At 61.3% G+C, this 20033-nt stretch carries 23 protein-coding genes; 14 read left to right on the plus strand and 9 right to left on the minus strand.

The features are described from left to right. The first annotated feature begins 24 nt into the window (after positions 1–24). From J4E53_RS16235 to J4E53_RS16245, 3 genes are all read left to right on the plus strand, one after another. Positions 25–1995 (plus strand): acetyl/propionyl/methylcrotonyl-CoA carboxylase subunit alpha, encoded by a 1971-nt coding sequence (locus tag J4E53_RS16235; protein WP_103309164.1) that lies wholly within the window; start codon positions 25–27, stop codon positions 1993–1995. 62 nt (positions 1996–2057) lie between these two features. Next, on the plus strand, positions 2058–2600 hold the full coding sequence (locus J4E53_RS16240) for an exonuclease domain-containing protein (protein WP_060738512.1): 543 nt from the start codon (positions 2058–2060) through the stop codon (positions 2598–2600). A 93-nt stretch (positions 2601–2693) separates the two neighbouring features. Beyond that, the gene (locus tag J4E53_RS16245) at positions 2694–2978 is read left to right on the plus strand and encodes a pyrimidine/purine nucleoside phosphorylase (RefSeq protein ID WP_003183665.1); all 285 of its coding nucleotides are present in this window, start codon (positions 2694–2696) and stop codon (positions 2976–2978) included. Positions 2979–3217: 239 nt separating this feature from the next. Here J4E53_RS16245 and J4E53_RS16250 read toward each other — a convergent pair whose 3' ends face one another. Beyond that, positions 3218–4027, minus strand: coding sequence for an MOSC domain-containing protein (locus J4E53_RS16250; RefSeq protein WP_103309166.1), 810 nt, complete (start codon positions 4025–4027; stop codon positions 3218–3220). Between the two features lie 71 nt (positions 4028–4098). Continuing rightward, the gene (locus J4E53_RS16255) at positions 4099–5022 is read right to left on the minus strand and encodes a chemotaxis protein CheV (protein ID WP_053120553.1); all 924 of its coding nucleotides are present in this window, start codon (positions 5020–5022) and stop codon (positions 4099–4101) included. A gap of 479 nt (positions 5023–5501) precedes the next feature. Here J4E53_RS16255 and J4E53_RS16260 point away from each other — a divergent pair, with 479 nt between their 5' ends. The 3 genes from J4E53_RS16260 (at position 5502) to J4E53_RS16270 (ending at position 7742) form a co-directional block, all read left to right on the plus strand. Further along, positions 5502–5972, plus strand: a complete 471-nt coding sequence (locus J4E53_RS16260) for a hypothetical protein (RefSeq protein WP_060738514.1) — start codon at positions 5502–5504, stop codon at positions 5970–5972. A gap of 220 nt (positions 5973–6192) precedes the next feature. Beyond that, positions 6193–7086 (plus strand): sensor histidine kinase, encoded by an 894-nt coding sequence (locus J4E53_RS16265; protein WP_103309167.1) that lies wholly within the window; start codon positions 6193–6195, stop codon positions 7084–7086. Then, positions 7083–7742 carry a response regulator transcription factor gene (locus tag J4E53_RS16270; protein WP_060738516.1) on the plus strand — a complete coding sequence of 220 codons (660 nt, stop codon included), beginning with the start codon at positions 7083–7085 and terminating at the stop codon, positions 7740–7742. Before J4E53_RS16265 ends, J4E53_RS16270 begins: the two co-directional genes overlap by 4 nt. On the opposite strand, the gene yegS is transcribed toward J4E53_RS16270, so the two are convergent. After that, positions 7726–8643 carry a lipid kinase YegS gene (gene yegS / locus J4E53_RS16275; protein WP_060738517.1) on the minus strand — a complete coding sequence of 306 codons (918 nt, stop codon included), beginning with the start codon at positions 8641–8643 and terminating at the stop codon, positions 7726–7728. The two genes, J4E53_RS16270 and yegS, sit on opposite strands and share 17 nt — an antisense overlap. 316 nt (positions 8644–8959) lie before the next feature. Between yegS and J4E53_RS30790 the strand changes: the two genes are divergently transcribed. After that, a complete protein-coding gene (locus J4E53_RS30790) occupies positions 8960–9268 on the plus strand; it encodes a hypothetical protein (protein ID WP_237140801.1) in 309 nt (102 codons plus the stop codon). Between the two features lie 58 nt (positions 9269–9326). On the opposite strand, the gene glp is transcribed toward J4E53_RS30790, so the two are convergent. Next, a complete protein-coding gene (gene glp / locus J4E53_RS16285) occupies positions 9327–10514 on the minus strand; it encodes a gephyrin-like molybdotransferase Glp (RefSeq protein ID WP_177431717.1) in 1188 nt (395 codons plus the stop codon). Between the two features lie 22 nt (positions 10515–10536). Then, a complete protein-coding gene (gene moaB, locus J4E53_RS16290) occupies positions 10537–11076 on the minus strand; it encodes a molybdenum cofactor biosynthesis protein B (protein ID WP_103309171.1) in 540 nt (179 codons plus the stop codon). Between the two features lie 78 nt (positions 11077–11154). Between moaB and mobA the strand changes: the two genes are divergently transcribed. Next, entirely contained in the window at positions 11155–11757 is a 603-nt protein-coding gene (gene mobA, locus J4E53_RS16295) for a molybdenum cofactor guanylyltransferase MobA (RefSeq protein ID WP_060738520.1), read from the plus strand. A 75-nt stretch (positions 11758–11832) separates the two neighbouring features. Further along, the gene (locus J4E53_RS16300; RefSeq protein ID WP_003199454.1) at positions 11833–12054 is read left to right on the plus strand and encodes a YgdI/YgdR family lipoprotein; all 222 of its coding nucleotides are present in this window, start codon (positions 11833–11835) and stop codon (positions 12052–12054) included. Between the two features lie 77 nt (positions 12055–12131). On the opposite strand, the gene J4E53_RS16305 is transcribed toward J4E53_RS16300, so the two are convergent. From J4E53_RS16305 to J4E53_RS16315, 3 genes are all read right to left on the minus strand, one after another. Beyond that, complete coding sequence (locus J4E53_RS16305; protein WP_060738521.1) at positions 12132–13022, minus strand: pseudouridine synthase; 891 nt, start codon at positions 13020–13022, stop codon at positions 12132–12134. A gap of 72 nt (positions 13023–13094) precedes the next feature. Then, complete coding sequence (locus J4E53_RS16310; RefSeq protein ID WP_060738522.1) at positions 13095–13415, minus strand: hypothetical protein; 321 nt, start codon at positions 13413–13415, stop codon at positions 13095–13097. A 92-nt stretch (positions 13416–13507) separates the two neighbouring features. After that, a complete protein-coding gene (locus tag J4E53_RS16315) occupies positions 13508–13744 on the minus strand; it encodes a glutaredoxin family protein (RefSeq protein WP_060738523.1) in 237 nt (78 codons plus the stop codon). Between the two features lie 189 nt (positions 13745–13933). Here J4E53_RS16315 and J4E53_RS16320 point away from each other — a divergent pair, with 189 nt between their 5' ends. Continuing rightward, a complete protein-coding gene (locus J4E53_RS16320; RefSeq protein ID WP_103309173.1) occupies positions 13934–15646 on the plus strand; it encodes a monovalent cation:proton antiporter-2 (CPA2) family protein in 1713 nt (570 codons plus the stop codon). Positions 15647–15675: 29 nt separating this feature from the next. On the opposite strand, the gene J4E53_RS16325 is transcribed toward J4E53_RS16320, so the two are convergent. After that, entirely contained in the window at positions 15676–16884 is a 1209-nt protein-coding gene (locus tag J4E53_RS16325) for an ammonium transporter (RefSeq protein ID WP_103309175.1), read from the minus strand. A gap of 338 nt (positions 16885–17222) precedes the next feature. Between J4E53_RS16325 and J4E53_RS16330 the strand changes: the two genes are divergently transcribed. The 4 genes from J4E53_RS16330 to J4E53_RS16345 all read left to right on the plus strand — a co-directional run bounded on the left by J4E53_RS16330 (position 17223) and on the right by J4E53_RS16345 (position 19716). Next, the gene (locus J4E53_RS16330; RefSeq protein ID WP_060738526.1) at positions 17223–17537 is read left to right on the plus strand and encodes a YqjD family protein; all 315 of its coding nucleotides are present in this window, start codon (positions 17223–17225) and stop codon (positions 17535–17537) included. Positions 17538–17539: 2 nt separating this feature from the next. Then, positions 17540–17929 carry a phage holin family protein gene (locus J4E53_RS16335; RefSeq protein ID WP_060738527.1) on the plus strand — a complete coding sequence of 130 codons (390 nt, stop codon included), beginning with the start codon at positions 17540–17542 and terminating at the stop codon, positions 17927–17929. Beyond that, positions 17926–18261, plus strand: coding sequence for a hypothetical protein (locus J4E53_RS16340; RefSeq protein WP_060738528.1), 336 nt, complete (start codon positions 17926–17928; stop codon positions 18259–18261). Before J4E53_RS16335 ends, J4E53_RS16340 begins: the two co-directional genes overlap by 4 nt. A 126-nt stretch (positions 18262–18387) precedes the next feature. Then, complete coding sequence (locus J4E53_RS16345; protein WP_053183171.1) at positions 18388–19716, plus strand: deoxyguanosinetriphosphate triphosphohydrolase; 1329 nt, start codon at positions 18388–18390, stop codon at positions 19714–19716. Positions 19717–20033: the final 317 nt, after the last annotated feature.

Raw genomic sequence — 20033 nt, forward strand, 5'->3', positions numbered from 1 at the left:
CGCAAGACTCCAGGAATGAACCCCATGCCCGCCTTCAACAAAATCCTCATCGCCAACCGCGGCGAAATCGCCTGTCGCATCCAGCGCACCGCCCAGGCCCTGGGTTATCGCACGGTGGCGGTGTTCAGCGAGGCCGACGCCGATGCGCTGCACGTGCGCATGGCCGATGAAGCCGTGCTGATCGGCGCGGCCCCGGTGCAGCAGTCCTACCTCGACCCCCGGGTCATTCTCGAGGCGGCCCGGCGCAGCGGCGCCGATGCGATCCACCCCGGCTACGGCTTTCTTTCGGAAAATGCGCGGTTCGCCCATGCCTGCGCGCAGGCTGGCCTGGTTTTCATCGGCCCCAGCCCCGAGGCCATCGAGTTGATGGGCAGCAAGCGCCGCGCAAAAATCGCCATGATCCAAGCCGGTGTTCCCTGCATCGCCGGTTACCAGGGCGCCGCCCAGGACGACGACACGCTGCAGCGCGAAGCCGGGCGCATCGGCTACCCGCTGATGATCAAGGCCAGTGCCGGTGGCGGCGGCCGCGGCATGCGCCTGGTCCAGCGCGCCGAGGACCTGCTGGAGCAGTTGCGCAGCGCACGCTCGGAAGCCCTGCACGGCTTCGGCAGCGACGAGTTGATCCTCGAACAAGCCTTGATCGATCCGCGGCATGTGGAAGTGCAGATCTTCGGCGACCACCACGGCCAGTTGATCCATCTGGGCGAACGGGACTGCTCGATCCAGCGGCGCCACCAGAAAATCATCGAGGAAGCGCCCTGCCCGGTCATGACCGCCGACCTGCGCCGGGCCATGGGCGAGGCAGCACTCACGGCGGGGCACGCAGTGAATTACGTCGGTGCCGGGACCGTGGAATTCCTGCTCGCGGCGGACGGTCGGTTTTACTTCCTGGAGATGAACACACGCCTGCAGGTCGAACACCCGGTCACCGAGTCGATCACCGGCCTGGACCTGGTGGCCTGGCAATTGGACGTCGCCACCGGCAAGCCGCTGCCCCTGTGCCAGGAGCAGGTGACGCTCAGCGGTCATGCCCTGCAAGTGCGGTTGTACGCCGAGGACCCAGCGGCGGATTTCCTGCCCCAGACCGGGTGCTTGGTTGGCTGGGAGCCCCCCATCCGCGACGGTGTGCGAGTCGACCATGGCCTGCTGCAGGGCCAGGCCATTACGCCGTTCTACGATTCGATGCTGGGCAAACTCATCGTCCACGGCGCCACCCGCGACGAAGCACGCCGCAAACTGTTGCGAGCGGTGGAGGATTGCGTGCTGCTTGGGGTCCAGAGCAACCAGCGCTTGCTCGCCGGCTTGCTGGCGCATCCACGGTTCATCGACGGCGACTTCAACACCGGCTTCATCAGCCAGCATTTTGCCAATCATGCGGCGCTTCTGCCCCTTGAGCCCTCGGTCGAACAACTGGCCATCGCCACGGCGGCGTTTTATCAGGCATCGCAGGCACGGCATGCACCCGGCCTGGGCGGATGGCGCAACAGCATCGGCACGGCGCTGCATTATCGGATCGGCGTCGGGGAGCGCGACTGGGTGCTGAGCCTTGAAACCGAAACCGACGGGACACTGAACATCCGCAGTGACGGGCGCTTGATCGAACTGAGGCTGCTCGACGTTGATGCGCAGGGCGCAACACTGGTCATCGACGGGATTGGCCAGCGCCACGCCTGGCACCTCGAAGGCCATGATCTCTGGCTGTCCACCCGCCCCGGCGGCCTGCACCTGCAAGACCGGACCCTGGCCCCGGTCGCCAGCAAGGCCAGTGCCGGTGCCAGTACACTCCTGGCGCCCATGGACGGTGCCATTGTCGAGGTACTGGTCAGCGAAGGCAGCCCGGTGCGCCAAGGCCAACTGCTCATGGTGCTCGAAGCGATGAAAATGGAGCACCCACTCAAGGCAGGCAGCGACGGAGTGGTCAGGCAACTGCAGGCTACACGGGGTGATCAGGTGAGAAAACGCCAGGTTTTGTTGCGCATTGAAACAGCCCACTAGTCGGATGCCTGGGGTTTGACTACGCTCAAACCCATCAGCACGCCGATACCGGGAACACTGCAATGCCTCACTGGCTGGTGATTGATCTGGAGGCCACCACCGATGAAGGTGGCTGGCCGGTAACCGAAATGGAAATTATCGAGATCGGCGCCACGCTGGTGAGTCGTGACGGCCGCGAAGTGGATCATTTCCAGCGCTTCGTGCGGCCCCTGAGACGACCGCTGCTCACGCCTTTCTGTCGCGAACTGACCCACATCACCCAGGCCAATATCGACGGCGCCGCGCCCTTGACCGAGGTCTGGCCGGCATTCGAGCGCTGGCTGGCGCCGTATCATCCGAAGCTGGAAAGCTGGGTCAGTTGGGGCGACTACGACCGCAAGCAACTGCTTCAGGAATGGCAACGCCAGCAGTTGCACAGTGTCCTCGCCCAGGTGTCGCACATGAACCTCAAGCAACGCTTCGCCAAGGCCCGTCGACTGGAACGACCGCTGGGGCTCAATGGCGCGCTGCAACTGGCGGGCCTGCAATTTTGCGGGCAACAGCATCGCGCCCTGGAAGATGCCCGCAATACCGCGCGGTTGTTGCCCCTGGTGCTTCCGGGTTGAGCGGCGTCCACCTCCCGGCGCGGCAGATGACGAATGTTGCAGCCTTGTGCATACTGGCCGGCCTTTTTCAGCCCCTTTTTCGAGGAATCGCCCATGTTTAAAGTCAACGAGTACTTCGACGGCACCGTCAAGTCGATCGCTTTTGGCACTGCCGAAGGCCCCGCGACCATCGGCGTCATGGCTCCGGGCGAATATGAGTTCGGCACGGCCCAACGGGAAATCATGCACGTCGTCTCCGGCGCCCTGACCGTGAAGCTGCCCGACAGCACCGATTGGGAAACCTTCGCGGCCGGCAGCCAGTTCAATGTACCGGCCAACAGCAAGTTCCAGCTCAAAGTGGCCGTCGACACCGCTTACCTGTGTGAATATCGCGGCTGATTCGGCGCACTGCAAAGCGGGGACACAGTTACCCCTGTGGCGAGGGAGCTTGCTCCCGCTGGACGCGCCAGCGTCCCCTGCGGTTAGCAAGAGGGGCTGCTTCGCAGCCCAGCGGGAGCAAGCCCCCTCGCCACAAAAGCTAGAAAAGCTAGAAAAGCTAGAAAAGCTAGAAAAGCTGTTGCCAGATAAACAAAAATGTCCGGGTCATTGGACACGGGCATTTTTGTTCACGGTTCTTTTTATTCGAGCACTTCAACCGGCATGCCGACTTCAAGCCGACCGTTGCTGTCGTTGACCAGGTTCTGGCCGAACATCGCACCGTCCGGCGTCGAACGGTACTGCTGCAACGTGGCAAAGGGTTCGCGATTCGGATCGCGTTCACCGGTGTGCGGATCGACCGTGGTCATGATGCAACGCGAGCAGGGCTTGACCAGCCGGAACTCCACGTCGCCGATACGAATACGCTTCCAACCGTCCTCGGCAAACGCCTCGCTGCCCTCCACCACCAGGTTGGGACGAAAGCGCAACATCTCCAGCGAGCGGCCGACCCGGGTCGACAGGTCCTGCAATGAGGCCTGGCCAATCAGCAGCAGGGGGAAACCATCGGCAAAGGCGACCTTGTCGTCATCCTTGCCATAACCGGCGGCGGTGGTGCGCGCCAGTTCCACCGGCACATGCACCAACCGCGTGGGGCTGCCGATGAATTCGCTGACCCAGGCCGCCGCCTCATCACCGGCATCCGGCACACGCAAGGTGTCACGCCAGATGATCACACCGCGCCGCTGCTCTTGCTGGGTGGGTGGCAGCGGCACATCGATGGCGCCATGGCCCGGCGCGCTGAGCGTCAGGCCACCCGCCTCGTTCCACAAGGCCGAAAGCTGGCTCATCTTCGCCACGGCGCGCTGGGTCAGGAACCGCCCCGTGCCCTCATCCACCAGCATCCAGCGCCGATCGCCGTCCAGCCCTAGCTTGTCCAGGCCAATCTGCTGCAGGGGCTGGCCCTTGCCGGACTTCAACGGATACCGATACAGAGCGCTCAGCCGCAACATGGTCAACTTCCCCGGTGGCAAAAAAATGCCACCTTATACGAGCCGGCCATTGAAGCAAACCACCATCGGGTTCAGTCGAGCATCAGCCGCTGGCGCACCACATCGACCAGCTTGTCCGGCTGGAATTTGGAGAGGAAGTTGTCGCAACCGACCTTCTTGACCATCGAATCGTTGAAGCTGCCGGACAGCGAGGTGTGCAGTACGACATAGAGCCCACGCAAACGCGGGTCGTTGCGGATTTCAGTGGTCAAGCGGTAGCCGTCCATTTCCGGCATTTCGGCATCGGTGAAGATCATCAACAATTTGTCGGTCATGACCTCGCCGGTATCGGCCCAGGCCTTGAGCATGTTCAGGGCCTTCAGGCCGTCGCTGGCGATGTGCATTTTCACGCCCAGTTGACCCAGGGTGTCGCGCAATTGCGAGAGCGCGACGTTGGAGTCGTCCACCAGCAGCACTTCGCGGCCACGGGCACGCTCCAGCACCGGGTCTTCGAGTTTGTCCCGGGAGACCTTGGCGTTGTACGGCACGATTTCGGCCAGGACTTTTTCCACGTCGATGATTTCCACCAACTGATCGTCCACCTTGCTGATGGCGGTCAGGTAGTGCTCGCGGCCGGCGCTGGTCGGCGGTGGCAGGATGGCTTCCCAGTTCATGTTGACGATACGGTCGACGCCGCCCACCAGGAACGCCTGAACCGAACGGTTGTATTCGGTCACGATAATGGTGCTGTTGGCGCCCGGCACCAGCGGACGCATGCCAATGGCCTGGGACAGGTCGATCACCGGCAGCGTCTGGCCTCGCAGATTGACCACGCCGCACACGAACGGGTGACGTTGCGGCATCAGGGTCAACTTCGGCAGTTGCAGGACTTCCTGGACCTTGAATACGTTAATGGCAAACAACTGCCGACCCGCCAGGCGAAACATGAGAATTTCCAGGCGATTCTCACCCACCAGTTGGGTTCGTTGATCTACTGTGTCGAGAATGCCGGCCATCGATGACTCCTGGGCTTGTTCGGATGAATCCAATAAAACCGATATCGGCTGCACGAACCGATTCTTGACCCCGGATTAAAATACAAGTGGGGAATTGATATCACATTAACATCATGCTTTACTGGCTTCACGATTTCATCTGCTGTTTATCCCGCTGCGCGACTCCGGTTTGCGCACTAAGTTCCCCTGTCTAAGGGATTCCCCTAGGCACAATCAGGTCCAACCTGATATTCCCGTTATCCAATAGCCATTAATGTGACGCCATTCTCATTGCTGAACGGAGTCAGGCTTTTGTGCGCGACCACAGGACATCGGACCTGCAGCCTTTCGGCCGATCCCACCCGTGCAATCGTTTACGAATTCACCTTCGCTGAACGGCACGGGCGTGTATTCGCGCGTCCGTCCGCGGTCGACCTTGAGATCCAGCCGTTCGCCATACGCGGTTTCCTTTCGCCTGACATGATGTTGTGGAGATAAGCATGCCGAACGATCGTAGGAACTGGAGTCAACGTCTTCCCGAACTTCTGATCGAGGCCGAGACACTGCTGGCCAAGTCGGAGGAATGCCTGAGCCATCTGCAATTGATCAACAATGACAAGGACGCCATCGATTGCATGCTCAGCACCTTGCTGAAACTGGCAAACAAGACCAATGCCCTGGCGCTGGAAGCCGTTTCGGAGTTTTCCCTGCATATCCATGGCTTGCTCAGTCATGCGCAAAACCACATGGAATTGCATGACCAGGCCCTGGATGCCTTGAAGGATTGCTTCACCCTGATGGCCTGGCAATTGGAACTGGTCGACCACACCACCGGCCAGTTGAGCCTGGACAACAGCGAACAAACGTCCTTGATCGAGGCATTCGCTTTCCAGGTCGGCCAGAGTCCCGACCAGGCATTGGCCGCGTCACGTCCACTGGCGCTGGTGTCTTATCCCCAGAAACAAGCCTGACACGATGGCAATGCGCCTGCTCCCCAGTGCTCTCACGGCACCATGCCGAGCGCGACCAACGATAGGCGAAGTGGTACTATCTCCCGCGTCAGCCACTTCCAGGCAGCGCCGTAATAGCCGCCAACCGAAGCTGCCTTCGACTTGAAACGTTTACCCGACCCGGCCTGTCAGATGCGCTGACCGGCCTGCCCGCAGCGAACATTCATTGGCTCCATCCGCTATGCACGCCAGCCTCAAGTCATTCATCACCTGGCCTCCCTCCCGAGAAAACGCCCGTCGCTTCACATTATTATTGTGCATGTGCTCGACCCTCGGCTGCCTGCTGACCTACCTGTACGCCCACACGGTGCCGCTGGGCCTGCTGGCCGTGAATGTCGCGGCCTTGAGCTGTGTCTGGATCCACCATCGATTGTCGCGCAAGTCCATCAAGTTCCAGCCCCAGGAGCTGGCCGAGCGGTTGCTCGAGGTCCAGGAGAATGAGCGCCATCGGCTCAGCCGCGAATTGCACGACGACATTGGCCAATTGCTGACCGCGGCGAAACTGCAAGGCGAATGGCTCAAGCGGCGGATGCCGGAAGAATTGCAAGGTCAGTGCGCACTCCTGTGCGAAACCCTGGACGAAACCCTCAACAAGGTCCGCGACGTATCGGCGATCCTCAACCCCAGGGAGCTGACCAGCCTCGGGCTTGAGGCCAGTCTGCGGGCGCACCTGCTCAAGACCCTGGCCAACGCCCCGGTGAAGTGGAGCCTCGATTGCCAGCAGCGCATGACCGGTATCCCGGAGGAGATGTCAGTCGCGGTGTTCCGGATCACCCAGGAAGCGATCACCAATATCTTGCGCCATGCCCGGGCGACGAATCTGCTGGTACGCCTGCAACGCCAGCCCGACGGCCTGACCCTGCTGATCAGCGACGACGGCCAGGGATTTGTCCCGGCCAGCCACCCCGCTCGCGAAGGTCAACGGGGCATGGCCGGCATGTTGGAGCGGGTCGAACAATTGGGCGGCACCCTCAAGGTCGTGAGCGAGGCCGGCAAAGGCACGCACATCGAAGCACGCTTTCCCTGGGCGCCGCGTGCCCTGGAGCGAGCCAGTAAGAATAAGGTTCTCCTTTGATTTGTAATTTGCTCCTGGTAGATGACCACTCCCTGATCAGGGCCGGCGTACGAGCTCTGGTCATGGATATCCCGGACTATGCCGTGATCGGCGAAGCCAATGACGGCACACAATTGGTGGAACTGGTAGAACGACTGAACCCCGACATCGTGCTGCTGGACATTTCCATGAAGGACACCAGCGGCCTGGATGCCTTGCAACAGCTCAAGCGGGTGCGCCCCCACAGCAAGGTGCTGATCCTGTCGATGCATACGGATCCTGCGCTGATCATGCAGGCGCTGGAATCAGGCGCCCATGGCTACCTGCTCAAGGACACCACCGCCACCGAGCTGAAACACGCCCTGGAAGCGCTGCGCAATGACGAACGCTACCTGAGCCCGGCCATCGCCCACACGGTGATCAACCAGGCGCTGACCCGCGTCCAGAAACATCAGCCGGACCCTGCCCAGGCCCATAACCTGACGGCACGCCAGCTGGAAATCCTGCGGCTGATCGTGCGCGGCAAGTCCACTCGAGAAATTGCCAATGGGCTGAACCTGAGCGTCAAGACCGTGGAAACCCACCGGGCGCAAGTCATGAAGCGCTTGCAGATCCATGACGTGGCCGGCCTTGTGCTGTTCGCGGTGCGCGAGCAAATCATCAGCCTGGATGACTGAGCGCCGTCGCGCCGCCCAACAGCGGCGAATCGGACGGCAGGTGCAGCCGCAGCGCCTTCGGGCGGACAGTGAAGCGCAGGGTGTCGACCTGCAACGGTTCGCCATCGAGGTTGATGTCCAGGCCTTGCGCGACCTTGATTTCCACCCATGGCAAGCGCGCGCGGACAAACATGTTGTCGATGCCCAGGCCGCCTGCCAGCAAGTCCTTCAACGTACTGACCACTTCCTGGGGCGCCGGCAGGATGCTGATGTCCAGCAACCCATCATCAGCCAACGCTTGCGGGCACAGCACATGGCCTCCCCCCGCCTGCCGGCCATTACCGATGCCCAGCGCGAGCAAATCGCCCTGCCAGTAAAAATCGGGGCCCTGCAACTCACCATAGGCGGTACTCAGTTCACTGAATCGGGACAGGCCCGTGAACAGGTAGGCGGCGCCGCCCAAGACCTTCTTGAGATCCTCGGAGGTGTTCGCCGTCACCTGGCTGCCAAAACCGCCAGTGGCCATGTTCAGGAAAATCCGCCCGCCGACGTCACCCACATCAACGGCCTGGGGCGCAACGTCCAATAGATCCAGGGCCTGCGCGGGTTCCAACGGAACACCCGCCGCCCGGGCGAAATCATTGGCCGTGCCCAGCGGCAGCAGTACCAGGCTGGCATCGCTGGACTTGTGGACGATCGCCTCGGCGATATCACGCAAGGTTCCATCACCGCCGCCGGCGATCAGTCGCGTATAACCGGCATCCAGGGCTTCATCGACGCATCGCTGGGCATCACCGGCTTCCCAGGTCAACCGTACCGCCAGCTCCCAGCCCTGTTCGCGCTTGAGCATCACTGCCGAGCGAACCTCTTCGTTGAGCGCTTGCTTGCCATGCAGAATCAACAGCGCCTTGCCTTTGCTCATCGTGGTCTCCGTCATTGGAAGGTTCAGGCATGGGACCGCTCATTGGCGCGAAAAAGCCCGGCGCGTCTCAATTTATTAAACGAGCAGGACGACTGGTCCGATCGACACGCCCTGATTCGAAGAGTTTTCTTACAAGATCTGGCGAATCAGCTCAATTGACCCTCTAGCGGTATTGAGACACCTTGGCCTCATGTTTTGCTGGATCGCTTAAACCCTCATCACACAAGGAAGCATTCTCCCATGGATGGATACGTCACGGCCCGCAGGGGCCGGATCAGTCGCTCGAACAGTTATGGCCAAGGGGATGGACCGTCCCATGCATAACCGTGAATACAAGCTGTCGCCCCGGCCGCTCGCGTCCTTTGGAAGCGGGCGGGCCGATACTCGAAACGAATGCAAAAGTTGCAGTAATCCCGTTGGAGGAATTGATTTGGAACCGCGCGTCGTTGAACTGGAAACCCACCTCAAATACATCCGCAAAGACATGGATGAAATACGCACCGACGTCAAGGTGATCCGCCACAGGCTGGCCTATTCGGCTGGCGCCGCGGCGGTGGTGCTCGGTCTGCTGGGCTGGATTGCCAACAATCGATTCGATCAGTTGGTGACGCTGCTCACGCGGTAAAGGTGAGGCGCGCAAAGGCCCGGACGTCCAACCCGGGCCGGAGAACACCTGCCAGGTGCTAGCCCAGGATTTCGCTCAAGGGAATGAAGCCCACTTCGTTACCCTCCACCAGCGTCTGCCCTTCGAGCACCTCGACCAACCCATCGGCCCAGGCCGCGCTGCGCAGGACACCCGAGCTCTGGTTTCGGTAGATGATCGCTCGACCATTCTCCATACGGCCTCGCAGGTATTCTCGGCGACTGCCCGCCTTTGGCCAGGCGAAACCGGCCGGCACCTTGAACTTGAGTGGCGCCACCGACTGAACGCCTTGGCGCCTCAATAGGTAAGGCCTTGCCAGCAGGGCAAACGTCACGAGGGTCGAAGCGGGGTTTCCAGGCAGGCCTATGACCGGCACGCCACGGTAATGCCCGAACGTCAGCGGCTTACCCGGTTTGATGGCGAGTTTCCACAGCGCCAGCTCGCCGTCCTCGCGCAAGGCGATCCCCAGGAAGTCCGCCTCTCCCACCGATACCCCCCCGGTGGACAGGATCAGATCGACATCCGATAACTGTGCCAGGCGCTCGCGGGTGGCCGACAAATCGTCGGGCAGGATACCCGCGTCAACCACTTCACAGCCCATGCGTTGCAGCCAGCCACACAGCAGCACGCGGTTGCTGTTGTAGATCTGGCCAGGACCCAACGCCTGACCGGGCTCGACCAGTTCATCGCCCGTGGACAGGACGGCGACGCGGGCCTTGCGCACCACCTCCAGCGATGCACAGCCCAAGGATGCCGCCAAGCCCAGCTCGATCGGCCCCAGGCGAGTCCCGGCAGAAAGGACTTGCTCGCCAACGGTGGTCTCCTGCCCCTGGGGACGAATGTTCTGCCCACTGACCATGGGCTCGGTAAACCGCACCCGCTGGTCGCTTTCAACCACGGCGTTTTCCTGCATCTCGACGCAATCGGCGCCGGCAGGGACTGGCGCCCCCGTGAAGATCCGCGCGCAGGCACCAACGGCCAACGGCTCCGGAGCCTGGCCGGCGAAAATCCGCTGGCTGACCACCAACGGCTCGCCGTTCCAGTCCGCCAGCCGCAAGGCATAGCCATCCATGGCGCTGTTGGGCCATGGCGGCAAGTCGAGGATCGAGACCAGATCCTCGGCGAGCACTCGCCCTGACGCCGCAGCCAAAGGCAAATGTTCGCGCTGAACGATCGGTGTGGCCGCCGCCATCTCGAGCAGCCGCTGCAACGCCACCTCAACGGCCATCAAGGCGCCGGCCTTGCCCGGTTTACCCACGGGATTCACAAGGGGCTGCCTGTTTCAAATGGGCCACGAAGTTGCACGGACGATGCCGCACATCCAATTGTTCGGCCAGGATCCCATCCCATCCGGTACGCACCGCGTTGGTCGACCCCGGCAGGCAACATACCAGCGTGCCATTGGCCAGGCCCGCCAGCGCGCGGGACTGCACAGTGGAAGTGCCGATGTCGGCCACTGATATTTGCCGGAACAACTCGCCAAACCCATCGACCTGCTTGTCCAGCAGACACGTGACGGCTTCCGGCGTGCTGTCACGCCCCGTGAAACCGGTGCCGCCAGTGATCAGCACCACTTGCACCACATCTTCGGCAATCCAGGTCGCGACTTGCGCCCGGATCTTGTACAAATCATCTTTGAGCAGGACCCGCGCCGCCAGGTTGTGGCCAGCCGCCGTGAGCCGATCGACGAAGACCTGCCCGGACGTATCGGTTTCCAGGGTACGGGTGTCACTGACTGTCAGCACCGCGATATTGAGCGGCACGAAAGGTACATCAGCCTTGGATTTCATAGGCTCGTCCAGTTGTGGAGGAAACAGCCCGGTGTTATATCACAGCGCTTCATTTTTTCGCCCGTGCGGAGACACGCCATGACCTCGATTACGCCGCTGCCATCCTGCTCCATTCTGCTCTTGGCGGGTGGCCGCGGGCAACGCATGGGCGGACAGGACAAAGGCCTGGTGCACTGGCAAGGCGAACCGCTGATTGCCCATATCCATCGCCAGACTCGCGCCATGAGCGATGACCTGATCATTTCCTGCAACCGTAATGCGCAACGTTATGCAGCGTATGCCGATCAGTTGGTGCATGACGAGGAAGGTGACTTTCCCGGGCCACTGGCGGGCATCCGGGCAGGTCTCAAGGCTGCGAGGCACCCGTATTTGCTGGTGCTGCCGTGCGACGTGCCGCAGGTCGACGCCAGCCTGCTCGACAACATGCGCAGGACGGCCAGCCAGCACCCCGATCAGCCATTGATGGTGCGGCACGGCGAGCATTGGGAACCGCTGCTGTGTGTCATCCCGTTGGCCCTGGCAACGAGCTTCGAAAAAGCCTGGAGCGAAGGCGAGCGCAGCCCCGGTCGGGTTATGCGCGCGCTGCACGCCGTTGCCTTGCAATGCCCCGCCGACGATCCGCGGCTGGCCAATCTGAACACCCCGGAGTTACTGGTCCGACATAAAGGCGTGTCAGATTGACACTAGCCAGGAACTTGCGCGCAATGTATACGTCTGAAGGTCAGTAACTTGAAGAATCCATTTCGGAGAAACACCATGACACAACGGACCCTCGCCACGTTCATGCTCGCTCTGGGCCTCGCCACCCTTGCCGGGTGCGCTTCGCCAACAGTGATCACCTTGAATGACGGTCGCGAAATCCAGGCCGTCGATACCCCTCATTACGATGAAGAAAGCGGCTTCTACGAATTCGAGCAACTGGATGGCAAGCAGACTCGCGTGAACAAGGATCAGGTTCGTACCGTTAAAGACCTGTAATCTTCAACGCTACCGCCAGATACGAAAAGCCCGCAGCATTTGCGGGCTTTTTTATGCCTGGTCGAAAACCATGGGCACTACCACTGCAATGTAATCTCGCTCTGGAATACACGCTCCTGGCCAGTGACCGGGTCGATGAAACGCAGCCCCTGTGCCAGTAGCTTGAGCGGGTTGGCGTAGTCGTCCTCGGCGTCCCGAAGCACGTCAGGGTAAAACGGATCGTTGCAGATGCCCGCTCCCAGGGCATTCATATGCACCCGCAACTGGTGTTTCTTGCCCGTGACCGGAGACAACCCGTAGCGCCACAGGTCACCGTGCCTTTCCAGGACTTCGATGGCCGTTTCGGTATTGGGCTCGCCAGGGCCTTCCTGCATCCGAAAGAACGGCTCACCATCGATCATCCGACTTCTATGCACCCGGGGGAAGGTCAGCCCAGGCAACGCGCGGGCAATGGCCTGGTAGCGCTTCTCGATCTGCCGCGTCGGGAATAACGACTGATACGCCGAACGGGTGTGCGGATTGGCGGAAAACAACACCAGCCCGGCTGTGTGCCGGTCGATGCGGTGCAGGGGCACCAGATGCGGGTTGTCCAGCCGCCGGATCAGCCGTCGCAACAAGGTTTGCTCGACGTATTCGCCCGCCGGAGTGACAGGCAGAAAATGCGGTTTGTCTGCCACCACCAGATGTTCGTCGGCGTACAGGATCGACTCCACCACCGGGATGGGCTTCTCGTCGGGCACTTCACGAAAATAGTGGATGCGCAGGCCTTCGCGGTACGGCAAGTCGACATGGATGGCCTTGCCCTCCCCGTCCAATACCCTGCCCCGGGCGATCCGGTCCAGCCACTGCTCACGACTGATGGCGCTGAAATGCTCGCACAGGCACTCCAGCACCGTCGGCCAGGAACCGGGCGGCAGATACAGCGTACTGGCCTGATGATCAGCGGCGGAAAACGGTGAACCGGACATTGAAAACTCTCAGGCGTTTTTGCAGGGCGGCATTATCCGACAGTCACACCGGTCAGCCCAGCGATGATTGCTTTACGCCGTGACCGACGTCGATTTGGCCGCCGCTTCGGTGAACTCCTTCAACCAGCGCAGCACGTCCACCGCCTCCCAGCGGCCTGGATCGTACAGCGCGTACAGCAAACCCTGGTAACCCACCACATCCAACTGTTTGTGATAGCCGGCACGCTGGAACAACGCTTCGATCTCGGCGAAACAGGTGTTGAAATGCAGTTTATTGAAAGGCGTCTTGCCTTCGGTCACCAGGCCATCCAGGCGCAGCTCCAGGACCGCCTCACGCACAACGTCCGCGGACATCCTGTTTACGCTGCTTTTCAGTTGTTCGACATTGACCAAGGGGATGCACTCCAGATAGCTGTATGAACATACAGTAACCGAAGCTCGCTACTTTCGCCAACCGCTGTCTTGGGAACCGAAGGACGAACCGTTCAACGGAGGAAGGTCACGATCTGTTCGGCCTCGAAGGGCCAGTCCAGTTCGGCACCGGTATCCAGCCTGCGCAGCACGGGGATACGCAGGCCATAATCGTCCACCCAGGCTTGACGTTCCGAAATGTCCACCAACTCCACCAACAATCCATGTTCGACGAAAGGTATCAGTTCAGCTTCGGCGACCTCACAAAGATGACACCCCAGGGTGCCGAACAACTGGCATTCAGGAAGCATGGCGGGTAGACCCAAAAAAGATAGACGGTCATTCTAGGCCCGCCTCGGAAAACCGTCGAGTCGCTGGCTCGCTTCCGGGTGTTTCGGTAAAACGCTGATGCAAATCACTGAACATAAATGCTTTTCCAGCGACGCTGGTCACGTTTTCCCCTCTACGCTGTGCGTTGTAGCCTTGAAACGGAGTTCCCCTTGTTTGCCAACCTGCTGATCATCCTTGCCTCGTCCCTGGTGGTCATCGCCCTCTTCAGGCGGCTGCGCCTGCCGCCCGTACTGGGTTATCTCTGTGTCGGGCTGGCGGTCGGGCCTACCGCGCTGGACTGGGTCAACGACAGCGAAGAACTGCCAGACCTGGCCGAGCTCGGGGTGGTGTTCCTGTTGTTCTCGTTGGGGCTGGAGTTTTCCCTGTCGAAAATGCTCGAACTGCGCCGGGTCGTGTTCGGCCTCGGCAGCCTGCAGGTGTTGTGTTCGGGGGCGCTGCTGGCGGGATTGCTGGCCGTGTGCGGCGCGCCGGTGATCGCCGCGCTGCTGCTCGGGGCGGGGCTGGCCTTGTCCTCCACCGCCATTGTCAGCAAGGAGTTGACCAGCCTGGGCGAGATCTTCAGCAGCCACGGCCAGAACGCCATTGGCGTGTTGTTGTTCCAGGACGTCGTCGCGGTGCTGCTGTTGACCCTGGTGCCGGTCTTCGCCGGCAGCAGCGAGCACCCGTGGTACTGGGCGCTACCGCTGACCCTGGGCAAGACGCTGGTGTTGTTCGGTGGCCTGCTGCTGGCCAGCCGGCTGCTGTTGCCCCGGCTGTTCCATGAGGTGGCGGCGTCCCGGTCCGCAGAACTGTTCGTGCTGCTGGCCCTGGTGATCGTGCTGCTGACGGCATGGCTGACCCACTTGCTCGGCTTGTCGCCGGCCCTGGGGGCATTCCTGGCGGGCATGTTGCTGGGGGAAAGCCACTACCGGCATCAGATCGAAGCCGACATACGCCCGTTCCGCGACATCCTGCTGGGGCTGTTTTTCGTCAGCATCGGCATGCTGATCGATCTGCAACTGTTCCTCGATGACGGCCTTTTGATCCTGGGATTGACCCTCGGCTTGATGCTCCTCAAGGGCTGCGTGGTCGCCACCCTGGTGAAATGGCGCGGCAGTGATGGGGAAACCGCCTGGCGCAGCGGCCTGGCCCTGGCCCAGGGCGGCGAATTCTGTTTTGCCTTGATGGCGCTGATGCAACAGAACAGTCTCATGCCCGCCGACATCAGCGGCCTGCTGCTGGCCGCGACATTCTGCTCGATGCTGCTGACGCCGCTGTTGCTGCGTGCGGCGCCGCGCATCGCCGCTCGCCTGCATCGCAAACCCAACGAAGAGGCGCAACTGGACCAGATCAGCGCACTCAATGCCGGCTTGTCGGATCACGTGGTGATTTGCGGCTACGGGCGCGTCGGCCAGTCCATCGGGCGCTTCCTGCGCCGCGAAGGCCAGGCGTTCGTCGCCCTGGATGACGACCCGGTGATCATCCAGGAAGCCACCGTCGGGGAAAACTGCGTGCATTACGGCGATTCGCGACGGGGTGACCTGCTCGCCGCCGTTGGCTTGAGCCGCGCCAGGCTATTGGTGATCGCGGTGGACAAGACCGACATCGCCATCACCGTGCTCAAGGCGGCCCGGCGGGTCAACCAACAGGTACCGATCCTGGTGCGCACCCGCGACGACAGCCAATTGGCCGAGTTGCAGGCCGCCGGGGCCAGCGAAGTGGTCCCGGAACTGTTGGAATCGAGCCTGATGCTGGCGTCCCATGCCCTGATCATGCTCGGCCTGCCCGAACAACAAGTCCGGCATCATGTGGATCAGGTCCGTCACGACCGTTATCGCCTGCTCCACGGTTTTTACCCTGGCAACCAGGACAAGGAGCCCTAGTGTCCTGTATCACAAATACTGTGCAACGATCAGTCCTGGCTGACCGCGCCGATCTTGTGAATCGACAGGTCGGCGCCGTAATACTCTTCTTCCTGGGTCAGGCGCAGCCCCAGCACGGCCTTGATCGCGCCATAGACCGCGAACCCACCGGCCAGGGCGACGACAACACCCAGCGCCGTGCCGATCAACTGGCTGATCAGGCTGACCCCACCCAGACCGCCCAGGGCAGCCTGGCCAAAGATGCCACAGGCAATGCCACCCCAGACCCCGCACAACCCGTGCAGCGGCCAGACGCCGAGCACGTCGTCGATCTTCCACTTGCCTTGGGCCGCCGTGAAGCACCAGACAAACAAGGCACCGGCAATGGCACCGGTGGCCAGCGCCCCCACCGGGTGCATCAGGTCGGAACCGGCACAGACCGCCACCAACCCGGCCAGCGGGCCGTTGTGCAGGAAGCCTGGGTCATTGCGCCCGACAATCAATGCCGCCACGGTACCGCCCACCATGGCCATCAACGAATTGACCGCCACCAGCCCGCTCACCCCAGGCAGGGTCTGGGCACTCATCACGTTGAAACCGAACCAGCCGACAATCAGGATCCACGAGCCCAAGGCCAGGAATGGAATGCTCGAAGGCGCGAACGCCACCAGGCGACCATCCCGGTAGCGGCCATTACGCGGCCCGAGCAACAGCACTGCGGCCAACGCCAGCCAGCCACCCATGGCGTGCACCACCACGGAACCGGCGAAGTCATGGAAACTGGCGCCGAACCGAGCTTGCAGCCAAGCCTGCAAGCCAAAATTGCCGTTCCAGACCAAGCCTTCGAAAAACGGGTAGACAAACGCCACGATCAACACCGTGGCGCACAACTGCGGCGCGAACCGTGCACGCTCGGCTATACCGCCGGAAATGATGGCCGGGATCGCGGCGGCAAAGGTCAACAGGAAGAAGAACTTCACCAGGCTGTAGCCATGATCGGTGCTGAGTACCGCCGCCGGCTGCAGGAAGGTCACGCCGTAGGAAATCCAGTAACCGACAAAGAAATAGGCCAGGGTCGAGACCGCGAAATCGCTGAGGATTTTCGACAGCGCATTGACCTGGTTCTTCTGCCGGACCGTTCCCACTTCAAGGAACGCGAAGCCGGCATGCATGGCCAGGACCATGACGGCGCCGAGCAGGATGAACAGCGTATTGGAGCTGTGGACCAGACTGTCCACGGCACTTTGCATATTTTCCATGGTGTTGGCAGACCTGAAAAAGTTGAAAAAAGCACCAAACCGGTTCGCTCACCCCATGAATGCACCAAGTTGAAACGATTCATTGGCCGCAATCAGGCCGACGAACTGCTTTGGTGCGTCAGATCAGGCAAAACGAAGTCCCGCTTCGAGGTGCTTCGCGGGTTTTGATTATTTGGTTAAGGTTTTACGGGCTTTAGCCCAGTTTCAGCGCACTGGCACAGGCTGACGCACCAGTACATGGCAGAAGCCTGAGCAAAAGTTGTACCAGTCACTTGCACTGAACCTTCCGGCAAGGCTCATACTCGAACGCTTCAGACGTCACTTACGGAGATTCACCCATGGCCAGAACCCAGGCAAAGACTGCTCAAGAAATCCTGATGGAAGATTTTCAGACGCTGGTCAGCGACACGGAGCGCTTGCTCGATCACACCGCGACGCTGGCAGGCGATCAGGCCGATGCGCTGCGCGGCCAGATCCACGAAACCCTCCTGCGCGCCCGCGAAACACTCAAGCTGACCGAAGACTCCATGCGCGAACGCGGCCAGGCTGCTGTAGTGGCCACCGAGGAATACGTACAGGCCAACCCTTGGCAATCGGTAGGCATTGCCGCGGGCGTTGGTTTTCTGATTGGTCTGTTGGCGACACGGCGCTGATCATGGGTATCGACGAATCCGGCTCGTCCGAAGCGGGCACACAACCGACAGCGCGCCGCCTGGGCGCGGCATTTCTTGGCTTGCTGCACAGCCACGTCGAATTGTTCGGCATGGAGTTGCAGGAACAGAAGGCACGCACCGTCAGCCTCCTGCTGTTCGCCGGCCTTGCGCTGGTGTTCGGCTTGCTGCTGTTGGTCGGGCTTTCGGCGCTGGTGCTGATCCTGGTATGGGACACCTATCGCCTGTCGGGCATTATCGGCCTGTGCCTGTTCTACCTGCTGGCGGCCCTGTTCTGCGGTCTTCGGCTCAAGGCCGCGATCTACGACGAGTCCTCTCCTTTCAACGCCACCCTCGAAGAACTGGCCAATGACCGGGAGCGCCTGCTGCCATGAGCCTGCCTGATATTCCCCAAGCCCGGACACGACAGGAAATGCGCAAGGCACTGGTGCGCCTGCGCATGGAAATGCATCGCCAGGAAATCCGTCAGGAGACACGCCAATTGCTGCAACCCTTGCATCGGGTGCGCGGCTTGACGCAAAGCTGGCACGAAGGTTTCGGCATCAAGCACGCGCCACTGTGGGGCGTGGCGGCGGTGTCCCTGCTCGGCTTCCTCACCGGCAAACGGACTCGCCATGGTGGTGGCGGTGGCTTGACAGGCCTGATCCGTCTGGCGACGACATTGCTGCCGTTGGTCAAGCTGGCCAAGGACCTGCGCAAACCCTGACGACCGACACCCTGTGGCGAGCGCCACAGGGTTACGTATCAGGTCCGTGCAGGCCCATAGGCCTTGCAGGGCGACCCACGAACCGGGAAGCTAGGGCATCGACATCATCGAACGGAGCAACCGGCCTTGGATTGGCATACCCTGCTGACTCGCGAACGTCTCGGAAAACCGCTGCACAGCCCGCAAGAGCTGGGCCGTAGCCCCTTCCACAAGGACCACGACCGCATCATCTTTTCCGGTGCCTTCCGCCGCCTGGGGCGCAAGACGCAAGTGCACCCGGTTTCCAGCAACGACCACATCCACACGCGCCTGACCCATTCCCTGGAAGTCAGTTGCGTCGGGCGCTCCCTGGGCATGCGCGTGGGAGAAACCATCCGCAATGCCCTGCCCGACTGGTGCGAGCCCAGCGACCTGGGCATGGTGGTGCAATCGGCCTGCCTGGCCCACGACATCGGCAACCCGCCGTTCGGTCACTCCGGCGAGGACGCCATTCGCTATTGGTTCCAGCAGGCCGCCGGACGGGGTTGGCTTGATGCGATGAGCGAAGCCGAGCGCAACGATTTCCTCAATTTCGAAGGCAACGCCCAAGGCTTCCGCGTCCTCACCCAGCTTGAATACCATCAGTTCGACGGCGGAACCCGGCTGACCTATGCCACCCTCGGTACGTATCTGAAATACCCCTGGACCGCCCGCCACGCCGATTCCCTGGGCTACAAGAAGCACAAGTTCGGTTGCTACCAGAGCGAACTGCCACTGCTGGAGCAGATTGCCCACAAGCTCGGTTTGCCACAGATCGAGGATCAACGTTGGGCACGGCACCCACTGGTGTACCTGATGGAAGCCGCCGATGACATCTGCTACGCGCTGATCGACCTGGAAGACGGCGTGGAGATGGATCTTCTGGAGTACCCACAGGTGGAATCGCTGCTCCTGGACCTGGTGGGCGACGATCTTCCGGACACCTACCGGCAACTGGGGCCGCTGGACTCGCGGCGGCGCAAACTGGCGATCCTGCGAGGCAAGGCCATCGAACACCTGACCAACGCCGCCGCCCGGGCGTTTGTCGAGCAGCAGGAAGCGTTGCTTGCCGGCACGCTGCCAGGGGACCTGGTGGAACATATGCACGGCCCGGCCAAACGTTGCGTGTTGAATGCCAAGGACATGGCGCGCCGGAAAATCTTCCAGGACAAACGCAAGACCCTGCATGAAATCGGCGCCTACACCACGTTGGAAATCCTGCTCAACGGCTTTTGCGGCGCAGCCCTCGAACAGCACGGCGGCCGCACGCCTTCGTTCAAGAATCGCCGCATTCTCGACCTGCTGGGGAACAATGCGCCGGATCCCAATGGGCCTTTGCATGGCGCGTTCCTGCGAATGATCGACTTCATCGCCGGCATGACCGACAGCTACGCCAGCGAAATGGCCCAGGAGATGACAGGCCGCACGCGCCAATAAAGGCACCCTTTGCAGCACCTCGAAAAAATGTGGGAGTGAGCTTGCTCGCGATGACGCAGGCGCATCCAGCATCGATGCGCACAGATCCACCGCCATCGCGAGCAAGCTCGCTCCCACAGGGATTGCGGTGGATATGGATCGTGCAGCCACCTTACCCCCACAGGGGATTGGCGGTGCATGTGGTTTTTGTAGTGCCATCCACAAGGAGTTTGAAGTAGATAAATAAAGGTATGGCTTACACAAACCTCGATTAGAACGTTTCCTTTGTTTGCACAAACAACACAATCAAAGAAATATCCCTTCACACACTGCCAACA

Origin of the sequence: Pseudomonas sp. FW305-28 (assembly GCF_017351395.1) — a bacterium.
Classification (GTDB): Bacteria; Pseudomonadota; Gammaproteobacteria; order Pseudomonadales; family Pseudomonadaceae; genus Aquipseudomonas; species Aquipseudomonas fluorescens_AA.

What these genes read in the sequence shown, in the direction of transcription:
- J4E53_RS16235 (WP_103309164.1), top strand. Translation starts at nt 25, where the DNA reads ATGCCCGCCTTCAACAAAATCCTCATCGCCAACCGCGGCGAAATCGCC.
- J4E53_RS16240 (WP_060738512.1), top strand. Translation starts at nt 2,058, where the DNA reads ATGCCTCACTGGCTGGTGATTGATCTGGAGGCCACCACCGATGAAGGT.
- J4E53_RS16245 (WP_003183665.1), top strand. Translation starts at nt 2,694, where the DNA reads ATGTTTAAAGTCAACGAGTACTTCGACGGCACCGTCAAGTCGATCGCT.
- J4E53_RS16250 (WP_103309166.1), bottom strand. Translation starts at nt 4,027, where the DNA reads ATGTTGCGGCTGAGCGCTCTGTATCGGTATCCGTTGAAGTCCGGCAAG.
- J4E53_RS16255 (WP_053120553.1), bottom strand. Translation starts at nt 5,022, where the DNA reads ATGGCCGGCATTCTCGACACAGTAGATCAACGAACCCAACTGGTGGGT.
- J4E53_RS16260 (WP_060738514.1), top strand. Translation starts at nt 5,502, where the DNA reads ATGCCGAACGATCGTAGGAACTGGAGTCAACGTCTTCCCGAACTTCTG.
- J4E53_RS16265 (WP_103309167.1), top strand. Translation starts at nt 6,193, where the DNA reads ATGCACGCCAGCCTCAAGTCATTCATCACCTGGCCTCCCTCCCGAGAA.
- yegS (WP_060738517.1), bottom strand. Translation starts at nt 8,643, where the DNA reads ATGAGCAAAGGCAAGGCGCTGTTGATTCTGCATGGCAAGCAAGCGCTC.
- J4E53_RS30790 (WP_237140801.1), top strand. Translation starts at nt 8,960, where the DNA reads ATGCATAACCGTGAATACAAGCTGTCGCCCCGGCCGCTCGCGTCCTTT.
- glp (WP_177431717.1), bottom strand. Translation starts at nt 10,514, where the DNA reads ATGGCCGTTGAGGTGGCGTTGCAGCGGCTGCTCGAGATGGCGGCGGCC.
- moaB (WP_103309171.1), bottom strand. Translation starts at nt 11,076, where the DNA reads ATGAAATCCAAGGCTGATGTACCTTTCGTGCCGCTCAATATCGCGGTG.
- mobA (WP_060738520.1), top strand. Translation starts at nt 11,155, where the DNA reads ATGACCTCGATTACGCCGCTGCCATCCTGCTCCATTCTGCTCTTGGCG.
- J4E53_RS16300 (WP_003199454.1), top strand. Translation starts at nt 11,833, where the DNA reads ATGACACAACGGACCCTCGCCACGTTCATGCTCGCTCTGGGCCTCGCC.
- J4E53_RS16305 (WP_060738521.1), bottom strand. Translation starts at nt 13,022, where the DNA reads ATGTCCGGTTCACCGTTTTCCGCCGCTGATCATCAGGCCAGTACGCTG.
- J4E53_RS16315 (WP_060738523.1), bottom strand. Translation starts at nt 13,744, where the DNA reads ATGCTTCCTGAATGCCAGTTGTTCGGCACCCTGGGGTGTCATCTTTGT.
- J4E53_RS16325 (WP_103309175.1), bottom strand. Translation starts at nt 16,884, where the DNA reads ATGGAAAATATGCAAAGTGCCGTGGACAGTCTGGTCCACAGCTCCAAT.
- J4E53_RS16330 (WP_060738526.1), top strand. Translation starts at nt 17,223, where the DNA reads ATGGCCAGAACCCAGGCAAAGACTGCTCAAGAAATCCTGATGGAAGAT.
- J4E53_RS16335 (WP_060738527.1), top strand. Translation starts at nt 17,540, where the DNA reads ATGGGTATCGACGAATCCGGCTCGTCCGAAGCGGGCACACAACCGACA.
- J4E53_RS16340 (WP_060738528.1), top strand. Translation starts at nt 17,926, where the DNA reads ATGAGCCTGCCTGATATTCCCCAAGCCCGGACACGACAGGAAATGCGC.